Genomic DNA, 26372 nt, shown 5'->3' with positions numbered 1-26372 from the left:
TTGCTCAGGGTTGCTGCCCGGTCCTGGACCGGGCAGCGCGGCAGCTCAGATCCGACGTGCCTGTGCGGCGGCATTGCCGATGTAGCTGGCCGGGGTCAATGCCTTGAGTTCGCGCTTGGCCTCCTGCGGAATCTCCAGACTGTCGACAAAGGCCTGCATGGCTTCCGGGGTGATGCCCTTGCCCCGGGTCAGCTCCTTGAGTTTCTCATAGGCCTCGGGCACGGCATAGCGACGCATGACCGTCTGCACGGGTTCGGCGAGTACTTCCCAGCTGTTGTTCAGGTCTTCAGCAATTCGTTGAATATTCACTTCCAACTTGCTGATTCCCTTGAGAGTTGACTCGTAGGCTATAACCCCGTGAGCGAAGCCGACGCCCAGATTGCGCAGCACGGTGGAGTCGGTCAGGTCACGCTGCCAGCGGGAGATCGGCAGCTTGCTCGCGAGGTGCTGAAGGATGGCATTGGCAATCCCCAGGTTGCCCTCGGAGTTCTCGAAATCGATCGGATTGACCTTGTGCGGCATGGTGGAGGAGCCGATCTCGCCAGCCACGGTCTTCTGCTTGAAGTAGCCCAGGGAGATGTAACCCCAGACATCTCGGTCGAAATCAATGAGGATGGTGTTGAAGCGCGCCACCGCGTCGAAGAGCTCGGCGATGTAATCATGCGGCTCGATCTGGGTGGTGTAGGGGTTGAAGGTCAGCCCCAGTGTGTCCTCGATGAAGCTGCGGGCATTGGCCTCCCAGTCCACCTGAGGGTAGGCGGACAGGTGGGCGTTATAGTTGCCGACGGCACCATTGATTTTGCCCAGCAGCGGTACGGCCTCGATCTGGGCGATCTGGCGCTCCAGTCGATACACCACGTTGGCCATCTCCTTGCCCAGTGTGGTCGGGGAAGCCGGTTGGCCGTGGGTACGGGACAGCATGGGAATATCAGCAAACTGTACGGCCAGATTGCGGATCTCGTCGGCAATCCGGCGCATCATTGGCAGTACCACTTCGTCACGCCCGGCGCGCAGCATGAGGGCATGGGACAGGTTGTTGATGTCCTCGGAGGTGCAGGCGAAGTGGATGAACTCGGCGACGGCATCCAGTTCGGGCAGGGCCTTGGCCTCTTCCTTCAGCAGATACTCCACCGCCTTGACGTCATGGTTGGTGGTGCGTTCGATCTCCTTGATGCGCTCGGCATGACTCAGCTGGAAGTTGTCTACCAGACTGTTGAGCAGGGCATTGGCCTCGGCGGAGAAAGGCTTGATCTCGGGGATGCCGGGATGGGCAGCCAGACACTGCAGCCAACGCACCTCAACCTGTACGCGGAAGCGGAGCAGACCATATTCACTGAAGATACTGCGCAGGGAGGCAGTCTTGCTGCCGTAACGGCCATCAACGGGAGATACGGCAGTCAGGGAGGACAGTTGCATGAAGGATCTCATCTATAGGGCTGGCAGAAAGGCGCAAATTATACATCATCCGCGCTATTCCTTCAGCCGTTGAGAATCGTTCTGACCGCCTCCAGCAGCTTGCGGCGTGACAGCAGCAGCTGCCAGCGGTGACCGCCCAGCTGTCGCCACAGGCGGGCCGAGCGAATCCCGGCCAGCAACAGGGCCCGAATGCGGTTGGCGATGTCCGGCTGCTGGAGGTGGCGCATGTCGCCATGCACCTGAATACGCAGGCGCAGGGTGCTCAGGGTATCCTGATAGGCACCGCCCAGCGCGGCCATCACGTTATCGTGCAGCAGGCCGAAATGGCTTACCTGATTTTCCACCTGCTGCAGACGCCGCCCCAACACCTCCAGCATGTCGGGACGCTTATCCAGCTGGCGTTCCAGTGCGATCAGGTTCATGGCGTAACGCAGGGCATCGCGTTGCAGGGCAGCGGTATCGCGCTCGAGCATGGCTTCCAGGGCCTGCAGGCCGCCACGGATCTGATGGTGGGAGCCACCATACACATCCAGCGTAGTGGCAGGGGAGCGCTCCAGAATGCTCTGCACCAGGCAGGCCGCGGGCCCCTCTGCGTACTGGCCGCTGCGGGCCAGCTTGTCTACCTGGATGGCAGCCTCGAAGATGCCGCCAAGAGCCAGTGCCTGCTCTTCGTACCCGGTCATGCCTGGGCCTCGCTGAATGCCGGAATGGCGGTCTCGATGACGCCACCGCCGAGACACACCTCGCCCTGATAGAAGACGATGGATTGACCCGGTGTCACCGCTCGCTGAGGCTCATCGAAGCGAATCAGCCAGCCGCCTTCGGCCGGTTCCAGTGTGCAGTCCTGGTCCGGCTGGCGATAGCGGACCTTGGCTGTGAGGCGCAGGGGCTCCTGTATGTCCATGGGGTTGACCCAATAGATGAGCGAGCACTCGAGTGCACTGGAAAACAGCCAGGGGTGATCATTACCCTGGCCGACCACCAGTACGTTGCGGTCCAGATCCTTGCGCAGCACGTACCAGGGGTCATCGCTGGCCCCCTGCAGGCCGCCGATGCCCAGCCCCTGGCGCTGACCTATGGTGTGGTACATCAGGCCGTGATGGCGGCCGATGACCTTGCCGTCGGTGGTCTGGATCTCGCCGGGCTGGGCGGGCAGATAGCGTTTGAGAAAGTCGCTGAAGCGACGCTCCCCGATGAAGCAGATGCCGGTCGAATCCTTCTTGCGTGCGGTCGCCAGCTCGTACCTTTCCGCGATGCGCCGCACCTCGGGTTTTTCCAGCTCGCCCACAGGAAACAGGGTGCGTGCAAGTTGCTCCCCGCCCACGGCGTGCAGGAAGTAGCTCTGGTCCTTGTTGGTATCGACCCCGCGCAGCAGCAGCGACTGGCCATCGCGATCCGCACGGCGGGCATAGTGGCCGGTCGCGATGAGATCGGCGCCCAGCGACAGGGCGTACTCGAGGAAGGCCTTGAACTTGATTTCCCGGTTGCACAGGATATCCGGGTTGGGCGTGCGTCCGGCCTGGTACTCCTCCAGGAAATGCTCGAACACGTTGTCCCAGTATTCCGCAGCGAAGTTGGCGGTATGCAGCTTGATGCCCAGCTTGTCGCTCACTGCCTGGGCATCGGCCAGGTCTTCCTTGGCGGTGCAGTATTCGGTGCCGTCATCCTCGTCCCAGTTCTTCATGAACAACCCCTCCACCTGATATCCCTGCTCCAGCAGCAGGGCAGCGGAAACGGAGGAGTCGACACCGCCGGACATGCCGACGATGACCCGGGTATCAGCGGGGGGCTTGGCTTGTGTATTCATGTCAGCGGATCAGATCCAGTGGGTAACGCGGCCGGTTCAGATAGTCCAGTATGCACTGCAGCACCAGGGGGCTGCGCAGTCGTGATTCGCGGGCGCGGATTTCCTCGAGGGTCAGCCAGTGGGCTGCGAGAATGCCGTCATCCAGCGGCAGTTCGGGCTGATGCTCCAGGGCATCGGCCGAGAAACAGGTGCGCTGATAGGTTTCGCCATTGGCGCCCCGGAACAGATAGATGCCGGTAACGCCGGTGAGTTCGACGGTCCAGGCGGTCTCTTCAAGGGTTTCGCGCAGAGCAGCCTGCATTAGACTTTCGTCTGCCTCCAGGTGCCCGGCGGGCTGGTTGAAAACCACTGAATTGCCGCTGATCTCCTCAACCATGAGGAACCGTCCTTGCCGCTCTACAATGGTGGCAACGGTAACGTGGGGTAGAAAACGCATGCATGACTCCCGATTAAGGGCGATAGGGTAACGCAAACAGCGTCAGTGGTGAAATCTTCCGGCATCATCTATATGCCTATTGGATTTGCCGAGAAAACCAGCCAAGATGCTGTATGCGGCGCTTGTAGCGAGAAATGTAGTCGCACTACATTCTTTGAGTTCGCGCCATGGCCAATTCCCTGAAACAGACGTATTATCGAGGTCGCCACTATAAAGTGCGTGACTTTATGTAGGAAAACTACAACAATACGGCCCCACCAGTGCCGTATTCTTACGACCCGGAACAAGCCTCCGGGTTCTTCATTGACAACGACAACGGAGTCACAAATGGGATACCAAAAGATCCAGGTGCCGGCCAGCGGCGACAAAATTACCGTTAATGCCGACCTTTCCCTGAACGTTCCTGACAACCCGATCATTCCCTTCATCGAAGGTGATGGTATCGGTGTCGATATTTCTCCCGTCATGATGAAAGTCGTCGACGCTGCCGTTGAGAAGTCCTACGGTGGCAAGCGCAAGATTTCCTGGATGGAAGTCTACGCCGGCGAGAAAGCCACTCAGGTTTACGATCAGGACACCTGGCTCCCGGAAGAAACCCTGGAAGCTGTGAAGGACTACGTTGTCTCCATCAAGGGCCCCCTGACCACGCCGGTGGGCGGCGGTATCCGTTCGCTGAACGTGGCGCTGCGTCAACAGCTGGACCTCTATGTCTGTCAGCGTCCGGTCCGCTGGTTCACCGGCGTCCCCAGCCCTGTGAAGAACCCCGGCGACGTGGACATGGTCATCTTCCGCGAGAACTCCGAAGACATCTACGCCGGTGTCGAGTGGAAGGCAGGCTCCCCTGAAGCCGAGAAGGTGATCAAGTTCCTGACCGAGGAAATGGGCGTCACCAAGATCCGCTTTACCGAAGGTTGCGGTATCGGCATCAAGCCGGTATCCGAGCAGGGCACCAAGCGCCTGATGCGCAAGGCACTGCAGTATGCGGTAGACAACGACCGCAGCTCGGTGACCATCGTGCACAAGGGCAACATCATGAAGTTCACCGAAGGTGCCTTCAAGGAGTGGGGCTACGAAGTGGCTCGCGACGAGTTCGGTGCCGAGCTGCTGGACGGCGGCCCGTGGATGCAGTTCAAGAATCCCAACACCGGCAAGAACATCATTGTCAAGGACGCCATTGCTGACGCCATGCTGCAGCAGATCCTGCTGCGTCCGGCCGAGTACGATGTGATCGCCACCCTGAACCTCAATGGTGACTACCTGTCCGACGCCCTGGCTGCCGAAGTAGGTGGTATCGGTATTGCTCCCGGTGCCAACCTGTCCGACTCGGTTGCCATGTTCGAAGCCACCCACGGTACCGCACCCAAGTACGCCGGTCAGGACAAGGTGAACCCCGGTTCCCTGATTCTGTCCGCCGAGATGATGCTGCGTCACATGGGTTGGGTGGAAGCCGCCGACCTGATCATCAAGGGTGTGGAAGGCGCCATCGCCAACAAGACCGTTACCTACGACTTCGAGCGCCTGATGGACGGTGCCAAGCTGCGCAAGTGCTCCGAGTTCGGTGACGATGTGATTGCTGCAATGTAAGCATCTGCCTTACCGACTGCAGAACGACACAAGCCGGCATTTGCCGGCTTGTGTGTATCTGGAGTGCCCGTTACAGCAGGAGGAGCGGGCGGTTGTGGTTACTCGGCAGTTGCCAGATCGCTGGCGGGGGCTTCCGATCTGCGTACCGGCTCACCCAACGCCTGGATGTTGACGGCATGCAGACCCTTGGGGCCCTGAATGATCTCGAACTGCACAGGCTGTCCGGCCTTGAGCGTGCGATATCCATCCATCTGGATGGCAGAATAATGGGCGAAGAGGTCTTCGTTACGTCCTTCCGCGACGACGAAGCCATACCCCTTGGCATTATTGAACCATTTGACCTTGCCGATCTCCATGCTGCATTCCTCTGCTGTCCCCAAACATAACCAACGCCCGATACACTTAAGCGTATACAGGGCACGCCTGTTACACTTTTTAACAGTGGATCATTTTAAGTCAAGTTGGGTGCTGGCAAGCTGTGTACCAGCGCACATTTTGCCTGTAGCCTGATGCATACTTCACTCATGAACCTGCCGCGCACAGCGCAACGGTGGGGTTTTCATGGCCTCAAACCGACACACAAGATCTATGCAACGATGGAAATTCAACTAACCTTTATGCAGATGCCGGGTCAACCGGAGCATGAGGACCAGGGTGATCTGGCTGTCCAGACCGGAAAGCCCGAACTCAAGCCGCCGCCACGCTATCAGGTGGTCATGCTGAATGACGATTACACACCGATGGATTTCGTGGTGGAGGTACTCGAAGTTTTTTTCTCTCTGGACCGCGAATCGGCTACACGAGTGATGCTTCAGGTCCATACTGAAGGTAAAGCAGTCTGTGGTGTGTACTCCAAGGATGTGGCGGAAACCAAGGCGGCTCAAGTGAATGAATACGCCCGGGAATGTCAGCACCCGCTTATGTGTCAGATTGAACGGGAAGCCTAGACGAACAATGTCGCTTGATGATGGGGGCGCATATGCTTAACAGAGACCTTGAGATTACCCTGAACCTGGCGTTCAAGGAGGCTCGCAGCAAACGGCATGAGTTCATGACCGTCGAGCACCTGTTGCTTGCGTTGCTGGACAACCAGGCGGCCGTGGCGGTCCTGCGCGCCTGCGGTGCTGATCTGGAACGCCTGCGCCGTGAGCTGTCCGAATTCATCGATTCGACAACGCCCCTGATCCCGAGCCAGGACAGCGAACGTGAAACCCAGCCGACACTCGGCTTCCAGCGGGTGCTGCAGCGAGCGGTGTTCCATGTGCAGAGCTCCGGCAAGAGCGAAGTCAACGGCGCCAACGTACTCGCGGCCATTTTCAGTGAGCAGGAAAGCCAGGCGGTCTTCTTCCTCAAGCAGCAGCACATCGCCCGTATCGACGTGGTCAATTTCATCTCCCACGGTATTTCCAAGGTGGCGGATGACAGCGAAAGTGTGCAGATGGATTCCGAGAATCTTGACGAGGAGGCCGGCGAAGCCGTCAGCTCCAGCAATCCGCTGGACGCCTATGCCACCAACCTCAACGAGCAGGCGCGTCTCGGCCGCATCGACCCTCTGGTAGGGCGCGCCGACGAAGTCGAACGGGTGGCGCAGATCCTGGTGCGCCGGCGCAAGAACAACCCGCTGCTGGTGGGTGAGGCTGGTGTCGGCAAGACAGCCATTGCCGAAGGTCTGGCCAAGCGTATCGTGGATGGCGAGGTACCCGACGTACTGACCCAGGCCGTGGTGTACTCGCTGGATCTCGGCGCACTGCTGGCCGGTACCAAGTACCGCGGGGACTTCGAGAAGCGCTTCAAGGCGCTGCTCAAGGCGCTGAAGAAGCGTCCGCAGGCGATCCTGTTCATCGACGAAATCCATACCATCATTGGCGCCGGCGCGGCTTCCGGCGGTGTCATGGATGCGTCCAACCTGCTCAAGCCGCTGCTGTCCTCGGGTGAGATCCGCTGCATAGGGTCCACCACCTTTCAGGAGTTCCGCGGCATTTTCGAGAAGGATCGTGCACTGGCACGCCGCTTCCAGAAGGTGGATGTGGTCGAGCCCTCGGTCAGCGACACCATCCAGATTCTCAAGGGGCTTCGCAGCCGCTTCGAAGAACATCATGGTATCCGCTACACCGACGAGTCACTGAAAGCGGCTGCGGAGCTGGCCGACCGCTACATCAATGACCGGCACATGCCGGACAAGGCCATAGATGTGATCGACGAAGCCGGCGCCTATCAGCGCCTGCGACCGGCGGAAGACCGCCCCGAGCGCATTGATGTCGCCGAGGTGGAGGCCATAGTGGCCAAGATCGCGCGGATTCCGCCCAAGCATGTGTCGACCAGCGACAAGCAGTTGCTGAAAAATCTTGAGCGGGATCTGAAACTGGTCGTCTTCGGCCAGGATCAGGCCATCGAGGCCCTGAGTACGGCGATCAAGCTGTCCCGTGCCGGTCTGAAGTCGCCGGACAAGCCGGTCGGCTCCTTCCTGTTCGCCGGTCCCACCGGGGTAGGCAAGACCGAGGTCACCCGGCAGCTGGCCAAGAGCCTGGGCGTGGAGCTGGTGCGTTTTGACATGTCCGAATACATGGAGCGCCATACGGTGTCACGCCTCATCGGCGCACCGCCGGGATACGTGGGCTTCGATCAGGGCGGCCTGTTGACCGAGGCGCTGAACAAGACGCCCCATTGCGTGCTGCTGCTTGACGAGATCGAAAAGGCGCACCCTGAGGTCTTCAACCTGCTGCTGCAGGTGATGGACCATGGCACCCTGACCGACAACAACGGGCGCAAGGCGGATTTCCGCAACGCGATCATAGTGCTCACGACCAACGCCGGGGCGGAATCCATGGCCCGTGCGTCCATCGGGTTCACCACCCAGGACCACAGTACTGATGCCATGGAAGTGATCAAGAAAACCTTTACTCCGGAATTCCGCAACCGTCTGGATGCCATCATCCAGTTCGGCCGCCTGACCCACGACAGCGTCAAGTCGGTGGTGGACAAGTTCCTCACCGAGCTGCAGGCCCAGCTGGAAGACAAGCATGTACTGCTGGATGTGGACGATGCAGCACGCAACTGGCTGGTCGAACACGGTTACGACCCGCTGATGGGGGCTCGGCCGATGGCGCGGCTGATCCAGGACAAGATCAAGCGTCCGCTTGCGGAGCAGATCCTGTTCGGCGATCTGGCCGATCACGGCGGCACTGTGCACGTCACCCTGCGCGACGGGGAGCTGGTTCTGGACGTACCCGAGGAGGAAATGGCCTGACCAGGGCCACGGGAGCCTGACGCCGGCAAGTGGCGTCAGGCTTCTCGGTCAGAGGCTGAACCTGGCCCAGACCGGGGCGTGATCCGATGGCTTTTCCATGCTCCTGATCCCGTAGTCGATGCCAGTGTCGATGCAGTGTTCGATAAGCCCCTTGCTGGCCATGACCAGGTCGATCCGCAGTCCGCGCTTGGGGTCATCCTCGAACCCGCGACTGCGGTAGTCGAACCAGCTGAAACGATCATTCACTGTGGGATTCTTATGCCGGAAGGTATCCACCAGCCCCCAGTCCTTGAGTCTTTGCAGCCACTCCCGTTCCTCCGGCAGAAAGCTGCACTTTCCAGTACGCAACCAGCGCCTGGCATTGGCCTCACCGATGCCGATGTCGCAGTCCTCTGGCGAGATGTTCAGATCACCCATTACCACGATGCGCTGGGCGGGATCGAAATTCTGCTCCAAATGGGCCTGCAGGTCTGCATAGAATCGGGTCTTGGCGGGGAACTTGATCGGGTGGTCCCGGCTCTCGCCCTGGGGGAAATATCCATTGAACACGATCAGTGGCTGGCCATCGGCACAGGGCAGGGCGGCGCTGATCATCCGGCACTGTGCGTCCTCGCCGTCATTCGGAAAGCCCTTGCGTACCCACAGGGGTTCATCACGGGTCAGCAACGCAACGCCGTAATGGCCTTTCTGGCCATGATAATGCACGTGATAGCCCAGCTCCTGCACCGCCTCGAGGGGAAACTGCTGATCATCCACCTTGGTTTCCTGCAGCCCGATCACGGCGGGCGCATGCTGATTGACCAGCTCCTGCAGCTGATGAGGTCTGGCGCGCAAGCCATTGATGTTGAACGAAACTATTTTCATGTAAATCCCATTGAAAAGACGCGGAAAGGGCAAATAGGGGATCGGCCCTTCAGATTATGCATGGTAGCATTCCCGCAAGCGTCGTTGATGTGTTCCCGGCCATGGCCACCATCGACCTGCTGCCACCCTTGATCGGATTGAATCATGGCCCGTTTACTTGCACTGCTGGTACTACTGTTTTTTACCGCCGGGATCAGGGCGGAGCTGGAAGTAGTGATACAGCCGCGCAATGACGCTGCAAAGCAGAACATAGAAGCCTACATCGGCCCCATTTCGGCAGACAGCCGGCAGGCCATGTGGCGCATGGCGCGGGCCAGTCGGGAGCAGGCGCTCAGTGCATTGCAGGCCCTTGGGTACTACCACGCACGGGTCCGCCCTCGGGTGACAGGTACCGATGCCAAACCGGTGCTGCGTCTGGATGTGTCTTTGCAGGAGCCGGTTCGACTGGATGAGGTGACCCTGGAGGTAAGCGGCGAGGGTGCGGAGGAGGACTTCTTCCGGCTACCACGCAGTCGCCACCTGCGTCCCGGTGCGCAACTCCATCACGGCCATTACGAAGACACCAAATCCCTGCTGGAAAACCAGGCGCTGCGCTACGGTTATTTTTCCGGGCGCTTTCTGGATAACCGCATGCTGATCGATGTCGAGCAGCGCATGGCAGATATCATCCTGCGCTATGACACCGGCCCTCGCTTTCACCTGGGTGCGGTCAGTTTTTCCGACACCCCCTTCGACGAAGACCTGTTGCAGCGTATGGTGCCGTTCCAACCCGGGGTGCCCTACGATGCCGACCTCATTGCCAAGCTCAACCGGGAGTTGCTGGCCAGCGGCTACTTCGATGCGGTGCAGGTATCGGCGCCCGCCAGCGAGGCCCAGGATCTGCAGATACCGGTGCAGGTCACCCTGAACGCCCGCAAGCGCCACTCGCTGGGTTTCGGCGGGGGCTTTTCCACCGACGTGGGCCCCCGTGCCAGAGCCGAGTGGACACAGCATTGGCTCAATTCCCGTGGCCACAGCCGGGGAGCGGAGATGGAGCTGTCCGAGCCCCGACAGAAACTCTCGAGCTGGTATCAGATTCCGCTTACGCCGCCGCAGTCCAGTCACCTGCGTTTCTTCACCGGCTGGCAGCGGGAAAACATCGACGATACCGACAGTCAGAGCATGGTGCTGGGTGCACTGCTCCAGCGGCGTCTGGCCAACGGCTGGGATCGCAGCATAGGCCTGCGCCTGGAACAGGAGCGCTACTCCCTGGGTGCGGATTCGGGGCGCAGTACTCTGCTGATTCCAAGTCTGGGCTTCCAGCGCACCGTCAGCGACAACACGATGGACCCCTCCAGAGGTTACAGCCTGCTGATGGACTTGCAGGGCGCCAAGGCGGGGGTGCTTTCGGATATCGATTTCATCCGACTCCACCTGGGCGCCCGGGGACTGTATACGTTGCATGAACGGCATCGGTTCCTGGGGCGTCTGCAGGCTGGGGGCATCGCCAGCAACGGATTCGCCAGTGTGCCGGCATCGCTGCGCTTCTTCGCCGGTGGTGACCAGAGCGTGCGTGGCTATGACTACCGGACGCTGTCGCCGACTGACGAGACTGGCGACCGGGTTGGTGGCCGTTTCATGCTCGCCGGCAGTCTCGAATACCAATACGAATTCATCCCCAAATGGCGTGCTGCGACCTTTGTGGACCACGGTAACGCCATGGACAGCTGGACCGACCCGATGAAGACCAGCGCGGGCGTCGGCATTCGCTGGGTGTCGCCGGTAGGGCCGATTCGTCTTGATCTGGCCCAGTCGATCAGCGACCCGGATGAGGGCTTTCGCATTCACTTTTCCATGGGGGCTGAGTTGTGAGTCGGTTTCTGCTCAGGGCCCTGTTGCGTGGCCTGCTGATATTGCTTGTCCTGTGCGTATTGCTGCTCACCATGCTTGCGGGGCTGTTGGGAAGCGAAGCGGGCAACCGCTGGCTGCTGCAGCAGGCAGAACGACTGGAACCGCGTCTCCAGCTGGAGTTCGAAGGAGGGCGGCTGTGGCAGGGCTGGGCTTTTTCGCGGATTCTCTGGCATGACCAGACCCTGCGGGTGGAAGTGGAGCAGGCCCAACTGAACTGGTCACCGGGGTGTCTCGGAGGCAGGCGGCTGTGTATCGAACTGCTGGCCGCCGAGCGCGTTCAGGTATTCACCGAGCCCGATGACAGTGAGGACGAGCCCCGTCGGGACATCGATCTGCCCGATATCCGGCTGCCGCTGGGTATTCACCTGCATGAGGCGCGCCTCGGCAGGCTGGAACTCAATGGCGCGCCGGCGATGCTGCAGGATGTGCAGCTGCAGGCACAGGCCAGCGGCGATAACCTGCACATCACTCGCTTCAGTGGTCAGGGTATGGACATGGCCTGGCAACTGGATGGGGACGTACGCATGAGCGGGGATTGGCCACTGCTGATTCTCGCTGATATTCAACTGCCTCCGATCGATGGTCGCCCCTGGGCGCTACAGACTCGGCTGGGAGGCAGTGCCGCAAATCTCGAACTGGAATCGCGCAGCAGCGGGTATCTGGACGGTCAGCTTACCGCCCAGGTGCAGCCCCTGCGCGCGGAGCTGCCGCTGCAGGCACGCTGGCGGGGGAGTGCCTTCCTCGCAACGCAGTCGCTTCCGGAAACCCTGACCCTGCATGATCTCGAACTGGACCTGGAGGGTGATCTGGACCAGGGCATCGGGGTGGCCGCGCGCAGCCGGCTGGAGGGCGAGGGCGGTGATGTGGATCTGCAGCTGAGTGGGCAGCTCACCACCAGCGAGTTCAGTGGCGTTGAGCTGCAACTGAACGTGACAGACGAACCTGCTCGCCTGCTGCACCTCAACGGCCGGTTCGGCTGGGAAGACCAGCTGAGCGCCGATGCCGAGCTGCAGATGCTGCAGTTTCCCTGGCAATGGCTGTATCCGCAGTCGCTCGGCGACCTGCAGGTGAACCAGCTTAATGCCCAGGCGCATCTGCGGGGTGAGCGTATCGAGTCCAATCTGCAGGCCGGGCTCAGTGGGGCCGGCGGCCAGACTGCGGATTTGAGCCTTTCCCTGAGTGGTACGGCGCGCCAGCTCGATATCAATCCACTGACGCTGACCACCTCGGGCGGCAGCCTCACAGGCGCAGCCACTGTTGGAATGGAAGAGGCGATAACCTGGCAGGCTGACCTGCACCTGGACGGATTGAACCCGCAGTTGTTCGTCAGCCAGTTGCCAGGCTCCCTGAGCGGGCCTGTCACCAGTACAGGTCGCTTGCACAATGGACAGCTGGAGCTGGACGCGGACTGGAATATCGGCGGCACCCTGCGGCGCCAGCCCTTGAGCCTGCAGGGTGCGGTGGGCGCCAGAGATGAACAGTGGCAGTTGCGCGAGCTGAATCTGCAGCAGGGTGAGAATCGGATCAGCGGAGCCGGGCAGTGGGGGCAGACGGTGTCCGGTGCGCTGGACCTGCAGCTGCCCGCCCTGCATACCCTGTGGCCTGGCCTTGGAGGACATCTCGCCGGCCGGATTCAGGCATCCGGAGCGGCAGCGTCGCCGAAAATCAGCATGGACATCAAGGGGCAGCGTCTGGCCTTCGATGCCTTTGCCATGGCCAACCTTGATCTGGCCGGTACGGTCACCCTCGACGAGCAGTTGCCCGGCAGTCTGAACCTGACAGCGGCGCGCCTGCGTAATGGCGATACCCGCCTGGGGGATCTGAGTCTCTCGATCGATGGAAACAAGGCCTCCCACTATCTGGCAGCAGACCTTCAGGGCGGTGTGCTTGAGCTGGATGCCAGGCTGTCGGGCCGGCTCGGTGACGACGCCTGGCGCGGGTCTGTGGCAAGCGGCAATATAGCCGCCGATGACATGCTCTGGCAGTTGCAGGATCCGGCGAGCATCGCCTATCGGATGCATGATGGGGATCTGCGGCTTGGCGCCCATTGCTGGGCCCATCTGGACAGTCAACTATGCTTCAGCGGCGAGCAGCAGCTGCTACCCGACAGGCAGCTGAACCTGCAGCTGGAAAATTTCCCGCTGGCTTCCCTGCAGCCCTGGTTACCCGAGGATTTTGACTGGCAGGGCCGGCTGGATGCGGCAGCTCGATTGCAGCAGCGCAGCGGCGCAGCACCGGTCGGCACGGTACACCTGAGCAGCCATCAGGGTGAGATCCGCGTCAGCAATCCGGATCAGGAGTTGCAGCTGCCCTATGACACCCTGGAGTTCACCGCCGAATTGGACCAACGCCGGGCTGAAACGCGCCTGCAGCTGCTCAGCAGCGGGCTCGGCAACCTGAACGTCCAGGCCAGTATCAGCGACCCCGGCGGTGCTCAGACGCTCGTCGGTCAATTCATGCTGGACAACGTCCAACTGGATATTTTGCGGCCTTTCCTGCCCCAGGTGGAAACCCTCAGTGGTGACCTGATCGGCAATGGAAGCCTGAGCGGCACGCTGAAGGAGCCGTTGGTGCAGGGTCAGGTACAGCTGCGTGATGGCCAGGTCAGCGGACCGGATCTGCCGGTCAGTTTCGAGCAGCTGGAAATGCTTGTCGCCATTACCGGTCAGCAGGCGTCCATCGATGGCCGCTGGAACAGCGGAGCGGGGCAGGGCAGGCTTGCCGGGACTGCCGCCTGGGCCCCGGCTATGCATGTGGACCTCAAACTGTATGGCGAGAATCTTCCCATTCGCGTGGCTCCCTATGCCGACCTGCTGACCAGTCCGGACCTGCACATCGGACTACAGGACAACAATCTCAATATCACCGGCGACATCGCGGTACCTGAAGGGGAAATCACGGTGCGAGAACTGCCGCCGGCGGCGGTTCGCGTATCTCCGGATGCGGAAATCGTTGGCGCCGAACCCGAAATGGAGCAGGACGCACCGCTGGGCATCACCGCCAATGTCCGCCTGCTGGTCGGCGATCAGCTGCACTTCAGCGGTTTCGGCCTTACCGGGCGGCTCAGCGGGCTGCTGCAGGTTCGGGAGAACCTGACGGCCACGGGCGATCTGAATATTCTGGATGGACGCTTCCGTGGTTATGGCCAGCGACTGGAGCTGCGCCGTGCGCAGATCCTGTTTGCCGGTCCGCTGAGCAAGCCCTATCTGGACATCGAAGCAATACGCCGAGTCGATGATGTCATCGCCGGACTGCGTCTGACCGGACAGGCCGAGGCACCTGTGTCTGAAGTGTTCTCCGAACCCGCCATGGCCCAGGAACAGGCGCTGGCCTATCTGATCCTCGGACGGCCGCTTGGTGCCGATACCGGGGACAGCAACCTGCTTGGACAGGCTGCCCTGGCGCTCGGGATGGCAGGCAGCACGCCGATCGCCAAGAACATCGCCAGCTCACTGGGCATTGATGACTTTCAGCTGGATACAGAGGGAAGCGGCCTGACCACCAGCGTGGTTGCCACCGGCTATATCACCGAAAAACTGAGTTTGCGCTACGGAGTTGGCGTTTTTGAACAGGCAAATCGGCTGGCACTGCGTTACGATCTGACCAAACGATTATATCTGGAAGCAGTGGGTGGCTTGGCCAGCTCACTGGACTTCTTCTACCGCATCGATTTCTGATGCACTTGCGAGCTATAGGAGCTAGAGAATGGCAACTGTTACACTGCGCGGTAATCCGATCAGCATCGGTGGCACTTTCCCCTCGGTTGGCGATCAGGCACCTGCCTTCAGCCTGGTACGCCAGGACCTGTCGGATGCCAGCCTGTCGTCCTTCGCCGGCAAGCGCAAGATCCTGAACATCTTCCCCAGCGTCGATACGCCCACCTGTGCCACCTCCGTACGTACCTTCAACAGCAAGGCCAGCAATCTGCCCAATACCGTAGTTCTGTGCATTTCTGCTGACCTGCCTTTTGCTCAGGCCCGTTTCTGCGCTGCAGAAGGCCTGGAGAACGTGATAAACCTGTCCACACTGCGCGGCAGCGAATTCATCCGCAACTACGGCGTCGCCATCGAAAACGGTCCCATGGCCGGCCTGACTGCTCGTGCGGTGGTAGTGCTGGACGAGAACGACAAGGTACTGCACAGCGAGCTGGTATCCGAAATCGGCAACGAGCCCGACTACGACAAGGCGCTCGCAGCCCTCAGCTGATTGCGTGAACCGAGGGGACATTGATGTTCCCTCGGTGTGCAAAATTGATAATGGATGAAAGCAGATATGACGAGGAGCGCGTTTGTAGTAGGCGCAACAAAACCAGCATAGGCTGATAATAACGAATACAGTAGTTCGCATAAGGTATAAACAGTGCAGTTAAAGCATCTGCCGTAACCGATTGATTATTAAAGAATAATTGATCAGCTGTCACTGCCATAATTACCCCTGCCACCGCTCCCCACTTTGCCCAGATCCGGGCGTTCTCAGGGTTCTTCGCGATATCGCAAGCAGCCACAATCAATGCCGGGTTCACGCTGATAAGATCAGCCAAGGCGACAATGTTGTCCGTCTTCATGGTCCCTTTTGACCGGCAAAGGCTTATCGCCGATCGGGTCATATTCAATCGCTTAGCGGTCTGGTAATCGCTGCCTGTGATTTCTGCTGCCTGGTCTAAGTAGTCGCTGAGTGTCTTCATTTCCTGCCTCCTGAAGGCTTTGGAGTCAAGTTTAGGTCAACGTTAATTTTTCTGCGACGTTAAGCAAAACTTGACATCCATTCTCCGCCTGACTATAACGCCCATGTCAATTAATTTTTAACGTCATGGTGAACGTCATGGCTCGGAGTGAACATCAGCTGTCCTTCGAATTTGAAGAGCTCTGTGATGCTACAGGCCTCCCGGTCTCTGTCCCTGCCAGTTATCGGTCTATGCGTCTGATGCTGACGGATTCCCGCTTTATTGAGTATCGCAATCACCCGGACCACCGCGATGCCTGGAACATAGGAATGGCTCGTCTTCATGACCTTGGTGGGATGGCTGCGGCATGGTGACTTCAATTCGCTTCCGTATCTGGTTCCGCACTCTTCGCTTCTTTGCTTACAACTGGGTGTTCCCGTTTTTTCTTGGACTGGCCACGTCTCTCGTCTTCCAGGCACAGCTCATTCATGAGGTTGCTCTGGCTTTTAATGCTGCGCTGTCGGATGCAAATCTGAGTGGCGGTCCCTGTAACACCGCCACTTTGTCCCCACGTGGGGAATTTCCGGGTAAATCGTCATGCTGATTGACTGGGTAACTTGCCGGGTGCCGATCCAGTTCCTGACGGATCAGGCCCGCGAAAAAGCGTTGACGCTGGGCGACCGCATCCAGCGTTACTGCCCGCTCACCGGTGACGTTCGTTATGAATCTATCGCCTGGGATTCCATCGCCTCTGATTCTCACCAGATCAACATCAGGGCCAGCGGCCATGATTTCTGGATCATGGGTTCCCCGGCTCGGGTCATGGGTGACGGCTGTTCTGTTTTTGGCACTGGCGCGTCCAGTCGTCTGGATCTTGCAGGTTGTATTGACGCCATGCGGCTTTTTGCAATGCAGGGTACCGGGATTGAGCTCCCCGCTGACCTGTCGCTCTGGACCGTGTCGCGAGTGGACGTTACCGAAAACCTGCTGCTTGGCTCCCTGAGCGAGGTCCGTGACGCGCTGCGCATCCTCCGCGACTGCGAGGGTGGCCGGTACCGCGTCAGCCAGCAGGCTGGCGACACCGTCTACTGGTCGCAAAAATCCAAGCTCCGCAAGGGCAAGGCCTACGCCAAGGGCCCGCATCTCTCCTATCAAATGTCCCGCACTGGCTACACCGGCCGCCAGTACACCCGGGACGAAATTGACCAGGCAAACCGCCTGTTGCGCCTTGAACTGACGTTGGGCCGTGAATTCTGGAACCGTAACGATTGGAAAGCCTGCACTGCTGAAACCCTCCGCATGCAGTGGCATGACTACTTTGACCGAATGATTGGGGGTGCCGAAGTGACCACAGACAATGACCTGAAACAACGCATCTTCGCCGCTGCTGAGGTGTCCACCCAACGTGAATTTGATAACGCCATGACTAACTGGCGTGAACGCCGTGTGAAGGCGCTGGCGGCAGGAAAACCCATTCCCGATAAACCCCGTGCCCGCAACGCCCAAAACGCCGCCAGAGCCGCTTATGGCGCATGGCTGCTCATCCAAGCGGAAGGGTGGGAGAGGGCGCGTGAATCCTTCACTAAAACGGTCTGGTACCGCCATCTTTCAATTCTCCGGGCTGCCGGCCTCGGTGATGCTGATATTTCCGCCGGCAAAGTCGTTCCGTTCCGTAGGAAGGTAATGGAAGCCAGGGCGGTGTGCTCTTGGCATGAACTTAAAATTGCATGAGGTTAACTATGTCTAAGTTATTTGGAATGGTGCTGCATGGTGAGGTTTTCCGGGTTGAAGATCGTACTATTGGTGATGACATGCGCATTGCCATTATCGAGGTTAAATCTGTTAGTTCCGACGAAAAGGGCCGGCCGGTCGATTGTTACTTTGATGTTCGGGTCTCTGCTGAACAAGTCAAACAGGGGTTGCATAACTCCTATAGAAGCATGATTGGTGCGGAAGTGTTTATTCCGGTATCTGCTTCGATCTATCAAGGTCGTAAGGCTTACCAGCAATATAACTTGGGCGGTTTTCCTGTTCGGCTCCAGGCTCTGCCTCCCAAACCTGAGCAAGTTCCATCGTCCAAGGTGGGTTAAATGTCGTTCGTCTGCGCTCAAGTTCAGAACAATGTCTGTACTGAGTGGGTGCAGACAACGTTTCTTCTTCCTCCGCTTAGCATCGAAGATGCTATGCAGCTTGGTAGTGCGTATTTGCTCGCCTGCGTTACTGCCTGGGGAATATCAATGGTGGCGAGTCAATTTTTCAAGAGGTAATCGTTATGGAAGGTATTGCTGCTCAGGCTGAAGCGGCTGTTGAGGCTGTCCGGGAAGATATTGTCACCATTGGTGGTGCCATTGTCATCTGTGCGGCCGCTGTTATGGCGTTCCGCTGGATCAAGGCAAGTTTCTTCTAATTGCCCATCCAGTAACGGGGGGCTTTGCCCCCCTTCTTTTTCGGAGTGCTTGTTATGGGTTTCCAGTACATGAGTGTTCCTGAAAAGCTTTTTTTGGCCAACGTACTGATCAGCTACCTGTGGCTGGCCGGTGCCTACTTCATCGGGTGACATATGCCAGAGGAATACGCCGGATGGTTCTTGCTCGTTTTGTTCTTCTCGCTGCCGTTCTTCTTGCTGCCTCGTCCGTAAGTGCGGCGGAAATCATTGATTTAGGGCCGTCTGATTATCGCAACTTCGGCAGTAGTGGCGCGCATACTTCGTCAGGCATTCGCAGCTCTTTCGGTCAGACTGTCCGGGTGCCTCCTTCGTCGCTCAATACGCTTACGGTTACGCGAAATCCTGTTATCCCATATGGCTCTGTCGCTAATGGCCTGAAAAACTTTGTTCGTGTGAATCCTGCGTCTGTTGCTGCTTCTGCTGCTGTTACTGGTCTGTTCCTTGCGGTTGATTGGGCTTGGGATGAGTTGACGCAGGAATGGGTAAAATATGAAATGCAGTGCCCCGTTGGTGCGATTTGTGCCATTGATGGGAATTATCATCCCATGGATATGTGCCGCCGCGAGCCGTATGCACTTACTAGCATTGGTGAAGTAAAAACAATTACGGCGTCAGGCTCTTTTCGGTTGGGGGGTACAAACTACCCGGCTGGCACCGTTGTTTCAGTTATGGTGGCCCCTCATGATGCTAGTACTCCCGGTTATTCCTTTTTGAATAACTGCACCTCCAGATACCCTTCTGGCAACTGGCCTACCAAGGATGGATCCTTTCCTCAGCTTCGCGGCATGATTATTACCGAGCCGGGTGTCCCCGAGCTCCTTCCTGCTCCTGTTGATTTTTCAGAGCTGGAAGCGCAATTGCCGGCATTGCCACCGGGTCAGGTTGCCGAGGCTGCGGGTGATGCCCAGCGTCGCATCGGTAACCCTCTGCCGGGTTATACAGACACCACAATCAGTGGCCCTTCTTCAATTGCTGGGCCTGAGACTACTTCTACCAGTACAGATCCTGTTACTGGTGACACTGTTGTTACTACTACGCAGACGACAACCAATATCACCTATGGTGACACCACCATAACCACTACCAATACCACCACGACCAATACTTATACCAACGGCACTCATACAAGCACAGAAACCACCACCGAAACCCCTGGTGAACTTCCTGTTACTGAACCTTCACCCGGTGGCGCTGCTGGTGAATGGCCCGGTTTCTGCGACTGGGCTTCAGTCGTCTGTTCCTTCATCGAATGGTTCCAGGAGCCTTTTGATGCTCCTGAAGTGGAATGGCCCCTGATCGAAGATCAGGACTACGAAGAAGAATTCGACTTCACTTTGGCAGCGTCCTGCCCGGAGCCATACACCATCGAACTGGGACTGTTCCCGCCAGTTCAATTCAACTGGCAGCCTTTCTGTGATCTGGCCACCTTCATCAGACCGCTGGTGCTGGCCAGTGCGGCCATCTTCGCTGCTTTCATTTCCCTGGGAATTGCGAGGGCTAGAAACTGATGCCTGCATTACTTGCCCCCATTCTGATATGGGTACTGTCCTCGGCTATCGCTCGGGTTTTCGTTTCCCTGGGCATTGGCCTGTTCACATACACCGGCATCAAGTCGTTGGTTCAGTTCGCCCTGGAACAAGCGACGCAGTTCGTCGGCCAGCTTCCGTCAGCGGTCATTGATCTGATCGCACTTGCCGGGATTGATCAGGCGATCAGCATTATCGGTTCCGCGTTACTTACCAGGGCAGCAATTACCGCTGCACGAATCTCTGTGGGGCTCTCAGCATGATTACAATCATTACTGCCGTTCCGGGCAGCGGAAAGACGCTGTACACGATAGGGCGCATTCTGAAGGCGCTGGACGAGGGTAGGGCGGTGTATGCCCGTATTGACGGTCTGCAGATCGAGAAGGTTAAACCTGCTCCTGACGACTGGAGGGACACGCCGGAAGGCTCCCTTGTCATCTATGACGAAGCACAGGAGATATTTCCGTCTAACGCTCGCCCTGGTCCCGTTACCGATGAACGCCTGACCTCAATGGAAGTGCACCGTCATACCGGGCATGACCTTATCTTCATTACGCAGAGTCCAAGCTTCCTTCATCATCACATCCGCAAGCTCTGCGGGGAACATATCCATCTGTACCGGCCCAACGGTATTCAGGGTGCCAACGTTTATACCTGGGGATTTGCTGTTTCCGATCCGAATGATCGACGTGAGCAGGAGAGGGCGGATCACTATCTGTGGAAGTTTCCGAAAGAGCATTTCAAGCTGTACAAGTCAGCAACGATTCATACGCACAAGTTCCGGATCCCTCGTAAGATCACTGTTTTGCTGACGCTGATTCTGCTGGGTGCTTGTGGTGTTGCCTATTCCCTGGCGGACGGCTTCAAGTCAATGCAACTGGTTGAGGCGGACAGCTCAGCGGCAGCGGAAGGGGCAGGCAGTGCCGCCCCCGCGCCGCTGCCGCAATCTACCTTCCAATGGACTCATACACCGCCTGTGAAACCCGTGGCAGGCTGCATTGAATCCAAGCGCGGCTGCTTCTGCTACGACTCCAGCATGACCCCGCTGGATTTGCCATTGCAGCAATGTCGGGCCATCATTCAGGCTCCTATACCGAACATGGCCATGATAGGAGGCAAGAATGGCTCTAATTGACAGGGAATACATGCGCCGGGACCAGCCCGCCGGCTCATCCAGTCGTAAACCGAACCCCTCAGCAGACGTTGAGCGTCTTCTTAAGAGCGTCAAGCCCGCCAGGCTTGTTCCAGCGTCTCGCGTTCCGATCGCCCTGGTCGTCGGCATCCTCGTCGGTGCCGCGGGAACCTACTACCTGCTTCCCATTCTCTGAATTCTCCTCCTTCAAGTATCGTGCCCCCGACTTACTCGGGGGCGCGTTTGTTTATATGGTCGCCGGTTCCAGGTCTGGCCTTATCCTGTGATCGCTGTTGCTTCGGCGTTCGTTAACTCTACTCCGGTAACGTTACTTTTAGGCGCTCGATTTCAGCCAGGGCATTTTCCAATTTCTGTTCTAGCACCAATACCCGCGCCTCCAGTTCCTTCTCACGCTTTTTTTGCCGCTCGCGGTAGGCGCGTTGTTTCTCGGCTGGGGTCATCGCGTTGCCTGTCGCCGGTCTGCCCGGTTTCCGCTTTTTCGGTGTCAGAAGATCCAGCTGTTTTTGATACTCGGCATAGTCGGCCCGGGCTGTCGCGGTGTCGGCGTACCCGTACCGCTCACGCCATACGTGATACGGGTGGCCAATGCTGCAATTCCTCTCGGCATACAGTCTGCGGGCCTCGGCGTCGTCGGTGAGGTAGTTCGCTCCCAGCCATTCTTCGTATGTCATTTCAAACCCTCCGCTTTGTGTGTGCCTTAATTATAGTAACGTTACCGATAATGGTCAATGGTAACGTTACCGATAATGCTACCGTTCGTCGGGTTTTAGTGACGTTACCTGATAGCAGCTCCGTGCCTTCCCCCGTCAAGGGCCGCGCCCCCGGCTCGTCGGGGCTTGCCCCGTCGAACGGAGGCACGGGCGGAGCGAACCCTTGATGGACTCCTCTCCAATTCATCCTCTGGCTGGGGTGTGGGGAGGGTTTTTCTCCCCGCACCCCTGCCTATCCGGCGAGGATTGGGGTGTGGGGCAACGCCCCACGGTTTTTTCTTTCCCTCCTCCGATCTCCGATCTCTGAATGGTTGCACCGGCCCGGCGGCCCGGTTCCATCCGGGCCTGCATAGGGCCAGAGGCACCCCGGGTGCCTCATATTTTGGAAGTTGTTAGGGGGGGGTGTGGGGCAACGCCCCACGGTTTTCTTGTTCCCTTACTCCTAACTGTCGCGCCCGCCGCCCGCGAGCACCGCAAGGCACGTATGTGCCGCAGCGCCCGAAGGGCGAGCGCCGGGGTTGATTCGGCTTGCCGAATCAGGCGCGAGGTCAGCTCGGGCGGCGGGCGCAAACTCCGTCCTTGCTTTTCTGGTGTTGTGCCGTGTCCAGTGATATGCCAGTAGTTCGCCTGGCTCCCATTGGTAGCCGTGTGATTTGAATCCGTCGAAGTAGAGAATGCCCTCTCGGATCTGCCAATGCTTCCAGCCCAACTGGTCCAGGTGGCCGGCCCGCAGATGCAATAACCGGTATGCCCATATCGGGGCGCCATGCTGACACCAGCGGTACCAGGTACGTTCACTGATCCCGAACAATTCCAGACATTCGCCCACAAAAAACCCGGCTTTAAGCCGGGCTTCGTCGATACTCATCATCAGCAACTCCTGTATGCTTTCTGACTGGACGAGTGAATGGACCACAGACACCAGACCAGGGCAATAATCAGCGCTGCTACACAGTAGTTCGCATAAGGTATATTATGTTAAATCGTATATTTATCCGGATGGGTCCTTGGGCATGCCAGCCTCGCATGGCTACAAACCAAGCCCTCTGTGCGCTATAGTTCGCGCCCTTGATGACATACTGAAAACCACTGCGGTTTTTCCTTCTTTCCATTTTCCGGTTGCTGAACCGCCCCGGCACCGCGCAGGCAGACAGTCTTGGCTGGTTCAGCCTGTCCGGCGCCCTGGCTGGACAATACCTGGGCGAGGCCTATGGCAGCGTAGCCCTGCTCAACGACCTGATGCGCGAACTGATCGGCCTGACCGTGGTGTTCATGCTGGGGCGCAACTTTGCCAACAGCAGTATCGGTGTCTGCGGAGCAACCGCCATGGACACCACCCTGCCCTTTGTGCGCCAGGCTTGCCATTACGAATATGTGCCCACCGCCATCATCAGTGGCCTGATCCTGACCATTGCTGCGCCCTTCTTCATGCTGTTCTTCCTCAGTTTTGTCTGACACAACAAAGGTCCGGCAAAATGGCGCTCCTTTGTTGATAGACTGTAGCCCGACAGGCAGAGGCCATGTGACCGCTGCCACTGGACTGCTGATGAGAGGAAAGACATGTCTGCTCAACCACCCATGTACGGTACTCAGGACGCTTCCTATCAGGCCGCCGGGGGTATCGAAGGCATTCGCCAACTGGTGGATGATTTCTACCGGATCATGGATAGCTGGGAGCCCGCCCGTGCCATTCGGGCCATGCATGCCGAGGATCTGACCCTTGCCCGGGACAAACTGGCCTGCTTCCTCAGCGGCTGGCTGGGCGGGCCCAAACTGTTCCAGGAGCGTTACGGTTCGATCAGTATTCCCATGTTCCATACCAGTTGGCCGATTGGCGAGGCTGAGCGGGACGCCTGGCTGGGTTGTATGGCTCAGGCGATCGAGTTGCAGCCCTACACGCCCGAATTCAAGGAATATCTGCTGCGCCAGTTGCGGGTGCCCGCCGAGCGTGTCGTCGCAGTGCAGCGCAAACCCGGCGTATGATCCGCTCAGTTTTCCTGTGCTGGCCGGCTGAGCAAGCGCAGCCGGCGAGGTCGCTGTAGCCAGTCATCCAGCGTTTCTGCCCATGACGCTGGGGTGAGTTGCTCCAGGGCTGTACAGACGTCGTTCACCGCTGCACCAGGCAATCCCAGCCCCTGGGCCCAATGCAGCTCCAGCTGACCAGATGGCGAACGGGACTGCCCGCGCAGATGACTTGCCAGCTGCTGCGCCTGGTGTCGGATCTGCGCAAAGTGCAGTTCAGCCAGGCGCTTGCGCTCGCTCTCCAACCAGTTGCTCACGGCGGTCTCGATCTGCTGATGATCGTGAGTGGGCGATTGCAGCAACAGGATGAGCCCCGGGGTTCCAGCCACTTCGTGGTAACGGGCCACGACCCAGTAACCCAGTTGCTGGCGGGTACGCAGCTGGTCAAAAAAGGATGAGCCGATATGCCGGTGCAGCAGTTGCCAGCTGGCACGCTGGGCCAGGCTGCTTGAGCCGGCCTGACAATAGAGAAGATAGGCCCGGTCAGCGTGCTGGCAGTCCACCCGAATGGTGGTGGTGCCCTCCCCCAACAGGCGCAGCGCAGGGGGCTGCCAGTTGAAGGATTCTGCCAGTCGCGGGCAGAGCTGTTGCAGGCTGGTGGTTACCAGCTTGAGCCACTCGGACTGCCACTGCCGGGGATACAGCCAGGCTACCTGAGCGGCTGCTGGTTGTGCACTGCCGGGATTGTTCGGTGTCGGGTTCAGCTGGATATCGAGCTCTTCCAGCAGGCGGTAGGCAGGCAGCGCCTGCCGGCGCTCGTTGAGATTTCTTTGATGGCGATGCTCGGCCAGATGCTGCAGGGTCGGATCGGGTTGCCGGGCCAGCGCCGCTACCACTGCGGCGACACCCGCCCGGAGTCCTTGCCGCGGACCCTTCAATTCAAGCCAGATCAGACCTGCCTGATCCTGCCACGCCAGGCTGATACCACTGGCGCTAGCCCAGCCATGTAATGGCTCGGTCTGCAGGTTCCACAGGACTTTGAGCCTGTCCCGCTGGTAACGATCCAGTCGCCCCTCTGGCCAGCACCAGGCAAGACGGACAGTATCTCCGCCCTGCCCCTCGGACTCGATCGGCAGAGGGATGCTGCGCAATCCTGGCAGAGAGTTGCAGTCGGCCCCGGCGTGGCATTCGGCTTCCGGCTCGGCAACTGCCCAGATCGGCCAATCCGCCTCGGCCAGCGCTTGACCGTGGCCTGCGACGGGTTGCCAGTTCAAGGGGCTGAAGGCGAAGTGAGTACGCGTCCAGGCCGCTTGTTGCGGCAAGGCGGTCTCGTCATTCTGGCTCTGGACAAGCAGGACGCTCTCGGGTTGCAGCTGTTCAAGCAACCCAAGCCAGGATGGCTGATCAAGTCCAGCCCACTGGCCGGTACTTTCCAGAATCTGTTCCGGTGGCTGGTACAGGGTGCGCTCGGCCTGCATGGTGAGCCAGTGCAACGGCTCCCCCCGTAGGCCATGGGCAAAAGCCTGATCGGCGAGTTGCTGCCGGGCAGCCTGTGGCCAAGCTTGTATCGGGGTCAGTCTCAGTGCCGTCAACCAGGAGAAGAAGCCATTGAGCAGCGCGGGATAGTCACTGTCCTCGATCAATGGGTCAAACTCGATACGCAATAAGCTTTGCTGGTCGGTGTAATGCTGGGTGCTGACCTGCAGCTGGGCAATCAACCCCTGCCTGCGTAACCAGCCAAGCGCGCCGGCAGGCGCTGGACTGGCCAGCCATTCACATAGCCAGCCGAGGGCGCTGGCGCCCTGCCCGGTTTGCACATTGTTCAATGCAAAGAGCAGTAGCCACTGGTTCTGCTGGGCGCAACTCTGCCAACGCAACAGGCCGGGTAATGCCTGTGGCGCAAAGAGTGGGCCAGGGCTGAGACGTGGTGCTTGAGGTTGGGCAGGCAGGCGTTCAGCCAGCCGGGCGGCAAACAATTGAAGCTCTGCCATGGGCTGTGGCGCATGGATCAGTACGCAGCCATTCGCCGCCTGGTAATGCCGGCGATGAAACGCCCGCAACGCTTTTGCCAGAGCCTCGGGTTCAAGCCCCAGAGTGCTGAGGTTGCCTGCACTGAAACGGCTCAGGGGATGGGCCGGGTTGAAGACCTGGCCCAGGGCAGCCTGCTCGTGCAGTGCGTCATCCGCCAGCCGGGTATGAAACTCGGCGTCGATCACCTGGCGTTCCGCGGCCACTGCCTCAGGGGAAAACAAGGGGGCTGTCAGCATGTCTGTCAATTGGGCCAGGCAGGCATCGAGTCCGGCCGGGGTGACGCTGAAGTGGTAGCGTGTGCGCTGCGCTGCGGTGCTGGCATTGAAGCGCCCGGACCACTGGCTTACCAATTGCGGAAATGAGCCGGCCTGGGGGTAATCCGCCGAACCCATGAACAGCATATGTTCGAGCAGGTGAGCCAGGCCGGGGAGATGTTTCGGCTCGTCGTGACTGCCCACGCGGAACTGGACCACGCAGCTGGCGGCATCGGCCATGGGGTCACTGACCAGCAGGCAGAGCAGTCCGTTCGAGGCTGTGTAGAGCTGGTAGTGCCGGCCATCGTTGGGTAGGCGTGGTAGTTCCAAGGGTTGCATGAAGTCTGTTGATCTCCATAATCTTGCGTGGCTGCGGGGACCTT

Annotated in this window: 24 protein-coding genes; 14 read left to right on the top strand and 10 right to left on the bottom strand. The window is 59.1% G+C overall.

Annotated elements, in window-relative coordinates; genetic code table 11:
* Positions 1-45: 45 nt before the first annotated feature.
* The 4 genes from purB to BM046_RS12620 all read right to left on the bottom strand — a co-directional run bounded on the left by purB (position 46) and on the right by BM046_RS12620 (position 3659).
* Positions 46-1416 carry an adenylosuccinate lyase gene (purB, locus tag BM046_RS12635; RefSeq protein ID WP_090540007.1) on the bottom strand — a complete coding sequence of 457 codons (1371 nt, stop codon included), beginning with the start codon at positions 1414-1416 and terminating at the stop codon, positions 46-48.
* A 62-nt stretch (positions 1417-1478) separates the two neighbouring features.
* Positions 1479-2099 carry a high frequency lysogenization protein HflD gene (gene hflD, locus BM046_RS12630; protein WP_090540005.1) on the bottom strand — a complete coding sequence of 207 codons (621 nt, stop codon included), beginning with the start codon at positions 2097-2099 and terminating at the stop codon, positions 1479-1481.
* Positions 2096-3223, bottom strand: a complete 1128-nt coding sequence (gene mnmA / locus BM046_RS12625; RefSeq protein WP_090540003.1) for a tRNA 2-thiouridine(34) synthase MnmA — start codon at positions 3221-3223, stop codon at positions 2096-2098. Before mnmA ends, hflD begins: the two co-directional genes overlap by 4 nt.
* Position 3224: 1 nt before the next feature.
* Positions 3225-3659, bottom strand: coding sequence for an NUDIX hydrolase (locus tag BM046_RS12620; RefSeq protein ID WP_090540001.1), 435 nt, complete (start codon positions 3657-3659; stop codon positions 3225-3227).
* Between the two features lie 327 nt (positions 3660-3986).
* On the opposite strand from BM046_RS12620, the gene icd reads away from it, so the two are divergent.
* Positions 3987-5243 carry an NADP-dependent isocitrate dehydrogenase gene (gene icd, locus BM046_RS12615; protein ID WP_090539999.1) on the top strand — a complete coding sequence of 419 codons (1257 nt, stop codon included), beginning with the start codon at positions 3987-3989 and terminating at the stop codon, positions 5241-5243.
* Between the two features lie 98 nt (positions 5244-5341).
* On the opposite strand, the gene cspD is transcribed toward icd, so the two are convergent.
* Entirely contained in the window at positions 5342-5599 is a 258-nt protein-coding gene (gene cspD, locus BM046_RS12610; protein ID WP_090539998.1) for a cold shock domain-containing protein CspD, read from the bottom strand.
* 228 nt (positions 5600-5827) lie between these two features.
* On the opposite strand from cspD, the gene clpS reads away from it, so the two are divergent.
* Both clpS and clpA read left to right on the top strand, forming a co-directional pair.
* Positions 5828-6190 carry an ATP-dependent Clp protease adapter ClpS gene (gene clpS, locus BM046_RS12605; RefSeq protein WP_090540098.1) on the top strand — a complete coding sequence of 121 codons (363 nt, stop codon included), beginning with the start codon at positions 5828-5830 and terminating at the stop codon, positions 6188-6190.
* A gap of 32 nt (positions 6191-6222) precedes the next feature.
* A complete protein-coding gene (clpA, locus tag BM046_RS12600) occupies positions 6223-8490 on the top strand; it encodes an ATP-dependent Clp protease ATP-binding subunit ClpA (protein WP_090540096.1) in 2268 nt (755 codons plus the stop codon).
* Between the two features lie 48 nt (positions 8491-8538).
* Here clpA and xthA read toward each other — a convergent pair whose 3' ends face one another.
* Positions 8539-9354, bottom strand: a complete 816-nt coding sequence (gene xthA, locus BM046_RS12595) for an exodeoxyribonuclease III (protein ID WP_090539996.1) — start codon at positions 9352-9354, stop codon at positions 8539-8541.
* A 144-nt stretch (positions 9355-9498) separates the two neighbouring features.
* Between xthA and BM046_RS12590 the strand changes: the two genes are divergently transcribed.
* From BM046_RS12590 to tpx, 3 genes are read left to right on the top strand one after another with little or no spacing between them, the layout of a single operon-like run.
* A complete protein-coding gene (locus BM046_RS12590) occupies positions 9499-11205 on the top strand; it encodes an autotransporter assembly complex protein TamA (protein ID WP_090539994.1) in 1707 nt (568 codons plus the stop codon).
* A complete protein-coding gene (locus tag BM046_RS12585; protein ID WP_090539992.1) occupies positions 11202-14921 on the top strand; it encodes a translocation/assembly module TamB domain-containing protein in 3720 nt (1239 codons plus the stop codon). Before BM046_RS12590 ends, BM046_RS12585 begins: the two co-directional genes overlap by 4 nt.
* 28 nt (positions 14922-14949) lie before the next feature.
* The gene (tpx, locus tag BM046_RS12580; RefSeq protein ID WP_090539990.1) at positions 14950-15450 is read left to right on the top strand and encodes a thiol peroxidase; all 501 of its coding nucleotides are present in this window, start codon (positions 14950-14952) and stop codon (positions 15448-15450) included.
* On the opposite strand, the gene BM046_RS12575 is transcribed toward tpx, so the two are convergent.
* On the bottom strand, positions 15443-15928 hold the full coding sequence (locus BM046_RS12575; protein WP_090539988.1) for a hypothetical protein: 486 nt from the start codon (positions 15926-15928) through the stop codon (positions 15443-15445). The two genes, tpx and BM046_RS12575, sit on opposite strands and share 8 nt — an antisense overlap.
* A gap of 576 nt (positions 15929-16504) precedes the next feature.
* Between BM046_RS12575 and BM046_RS12565 the strand changes: the two genes are divergently transcribed.
* The 6 genes from BM046_RS12565 to BM046_RS12545 all read left to right on the top strand — a co-directional run bounded on the left by BM046_RS12565 (position 16505) and on the right by BM046_RS12545 (position 21014).
* Complete coding sequence (locus tag BM046_RS12565) at positions 16505-17638, top strand: phage/plasmid replication protein, II/X family (RefSeq protein ID WP_090539985.1); 1134 nt, start codon at positions 16505-16507, stop codon at positions 17636-17638.
* A gap of 8 nt (positions 17639-17646) precedes the next feature.
* Positions 17647-17997 carry a hypothetical protein gene (locus BM046_RS12560; RefSeq protein ID WP_090539984.1) on the top strand — a complete coding sequence of 117 codons (351 nt, stop codon included), beginning with the start codon at positions 17647-17649 and terminating at the stop codon, positions 17995-17997.
* Between the two features lie 182 nt (positions 17998-18179).
* Positions 18180-18314, top strand: a complete 135-nt coding sequence (locus BM046_RS16615; protein ID WP_407920445.1) for a major capsid protein — start codon at positions 18180-18182, stop codon at positions 18312-18314.
* Between the two features lie 173 nt (positions 18315-18487).
* Positions 18488-19861, top strand: coding sequence for a virulence factor TspB C-terminal domain-related protein (locus BM046_RS16160; protein ID WP_143084195.1), 1374 nt, complete (start codon positions 18488-18490; stop codon positions 19859-19861).
* Complete coding sequence (locus BM046_RS12550) at positions 19861-20142, top strand: DUF2523 domain-containing protein (protein WP_090539980.1); 282 nt, start codon at positions 19861-19863, stop codon at positions 20140-20142. The genes BM046_RS16160 and BM046_RS12550 overlap by 1 nt, the downstream gene beginning before the upstream one ends.
* Positions 20139-21014, top strand: a complete 876-nt coding sequence (locus BM046_RS12545; protein WP_090539978.1) for a zonular occludens toxin domain-containing protein — start codon at positions 20139-20141, stop codon at positions 21012-21014. Before BM046_RS12550 ends, BM046_RS12545 begins: the two co-directional genes overlap by 4 nt.
* A 311-nt stretch (positions 21015-21325) precedes the next feature.
* Here BM046_RS12545 and BM046_RS12540 read toward each other — a convergent pair whose 3' ends face one another.
* A complete protein-coding gene (locus BM046_RS12540; RefSeq protein ID WP_090539977.1) occupies positions 21326-21703 on the bottom strand; it encodes a bZIP transcription factor in 378 nt (125 codons plus the stop codon).
* 481 nt (positions 21704-22184) lie between these two features.
* Positions 22185-22613, bottom strand: a complete 429-nt coding sequence (locus BM046_RS12535; RefSeq protein WP_090539975.1) for a hypothetical protein — start codon at positions 22611-22613, stop codon at positions 22185-22187.
* Positions 22614-22861: 248 nt separating this feature from the next.
* Here BM046_RS12535 and BM046_RS12530 point away from each other — a divergent pair, with 248 nt between their 5' ends.
* Both BM046_RS12530 and BM046_RS12525 read left to right on the top strand, forming a co-directional pair.
* The gene (locus tag BM046_RS12530; protein WP_177197862.1) at positions 22862-23197 is read left to right on the top strand and encodes a LysO family transporter; all 336 of its coding nucleotides are present in this window, start codon (positions 22862-22864) and stop codon (positions 23195-23197) included.
* A gap of 105 nt (positions 23198-23302) precedes the next feature.
* Positions 23303-23725: a group II truncated hemoglobin gene (locus BM046_RS12525; protein ID WP_090539970.1), complete on the top strand. Its 423-nt coding sequence runs from the start codon at positions 23303-23305 to the stop codon at positions 23723-23725.
* A gap of 5 nt (positions 23726-23730) precedes the next feature.
* Here the strand turns inward: BM046_RS12525 and BM046_RS12520 are convergent, their stop codons facing one another.
* Positions 23731-26328, bottom strand: a complete 2598-nt coding sequence (locus BM046_RS12520) for an insulinase family protein (protein WP_090539968.1) — start codon at positions 26326-26328, stop codon at positions 23731-23733.
* Positions 26329-26372: the final 44 nt, after the last annotated feature.

This window comes from Halopseudomonas formosensis (assembly GCF_900115905.1).
Classification (GTDB): domain Bacteria; phylum Pseudomonadota; class Gammaproteobacteria; order Pseudomonadales; family Pseudomonadaceae; genus Halopseudomonas; species Halopseudomonas formosensis.
Note: the sequence above shows the minus strand (reverse complement) of the source record. Positions and strands in the feature narration are given on the sequence as shown.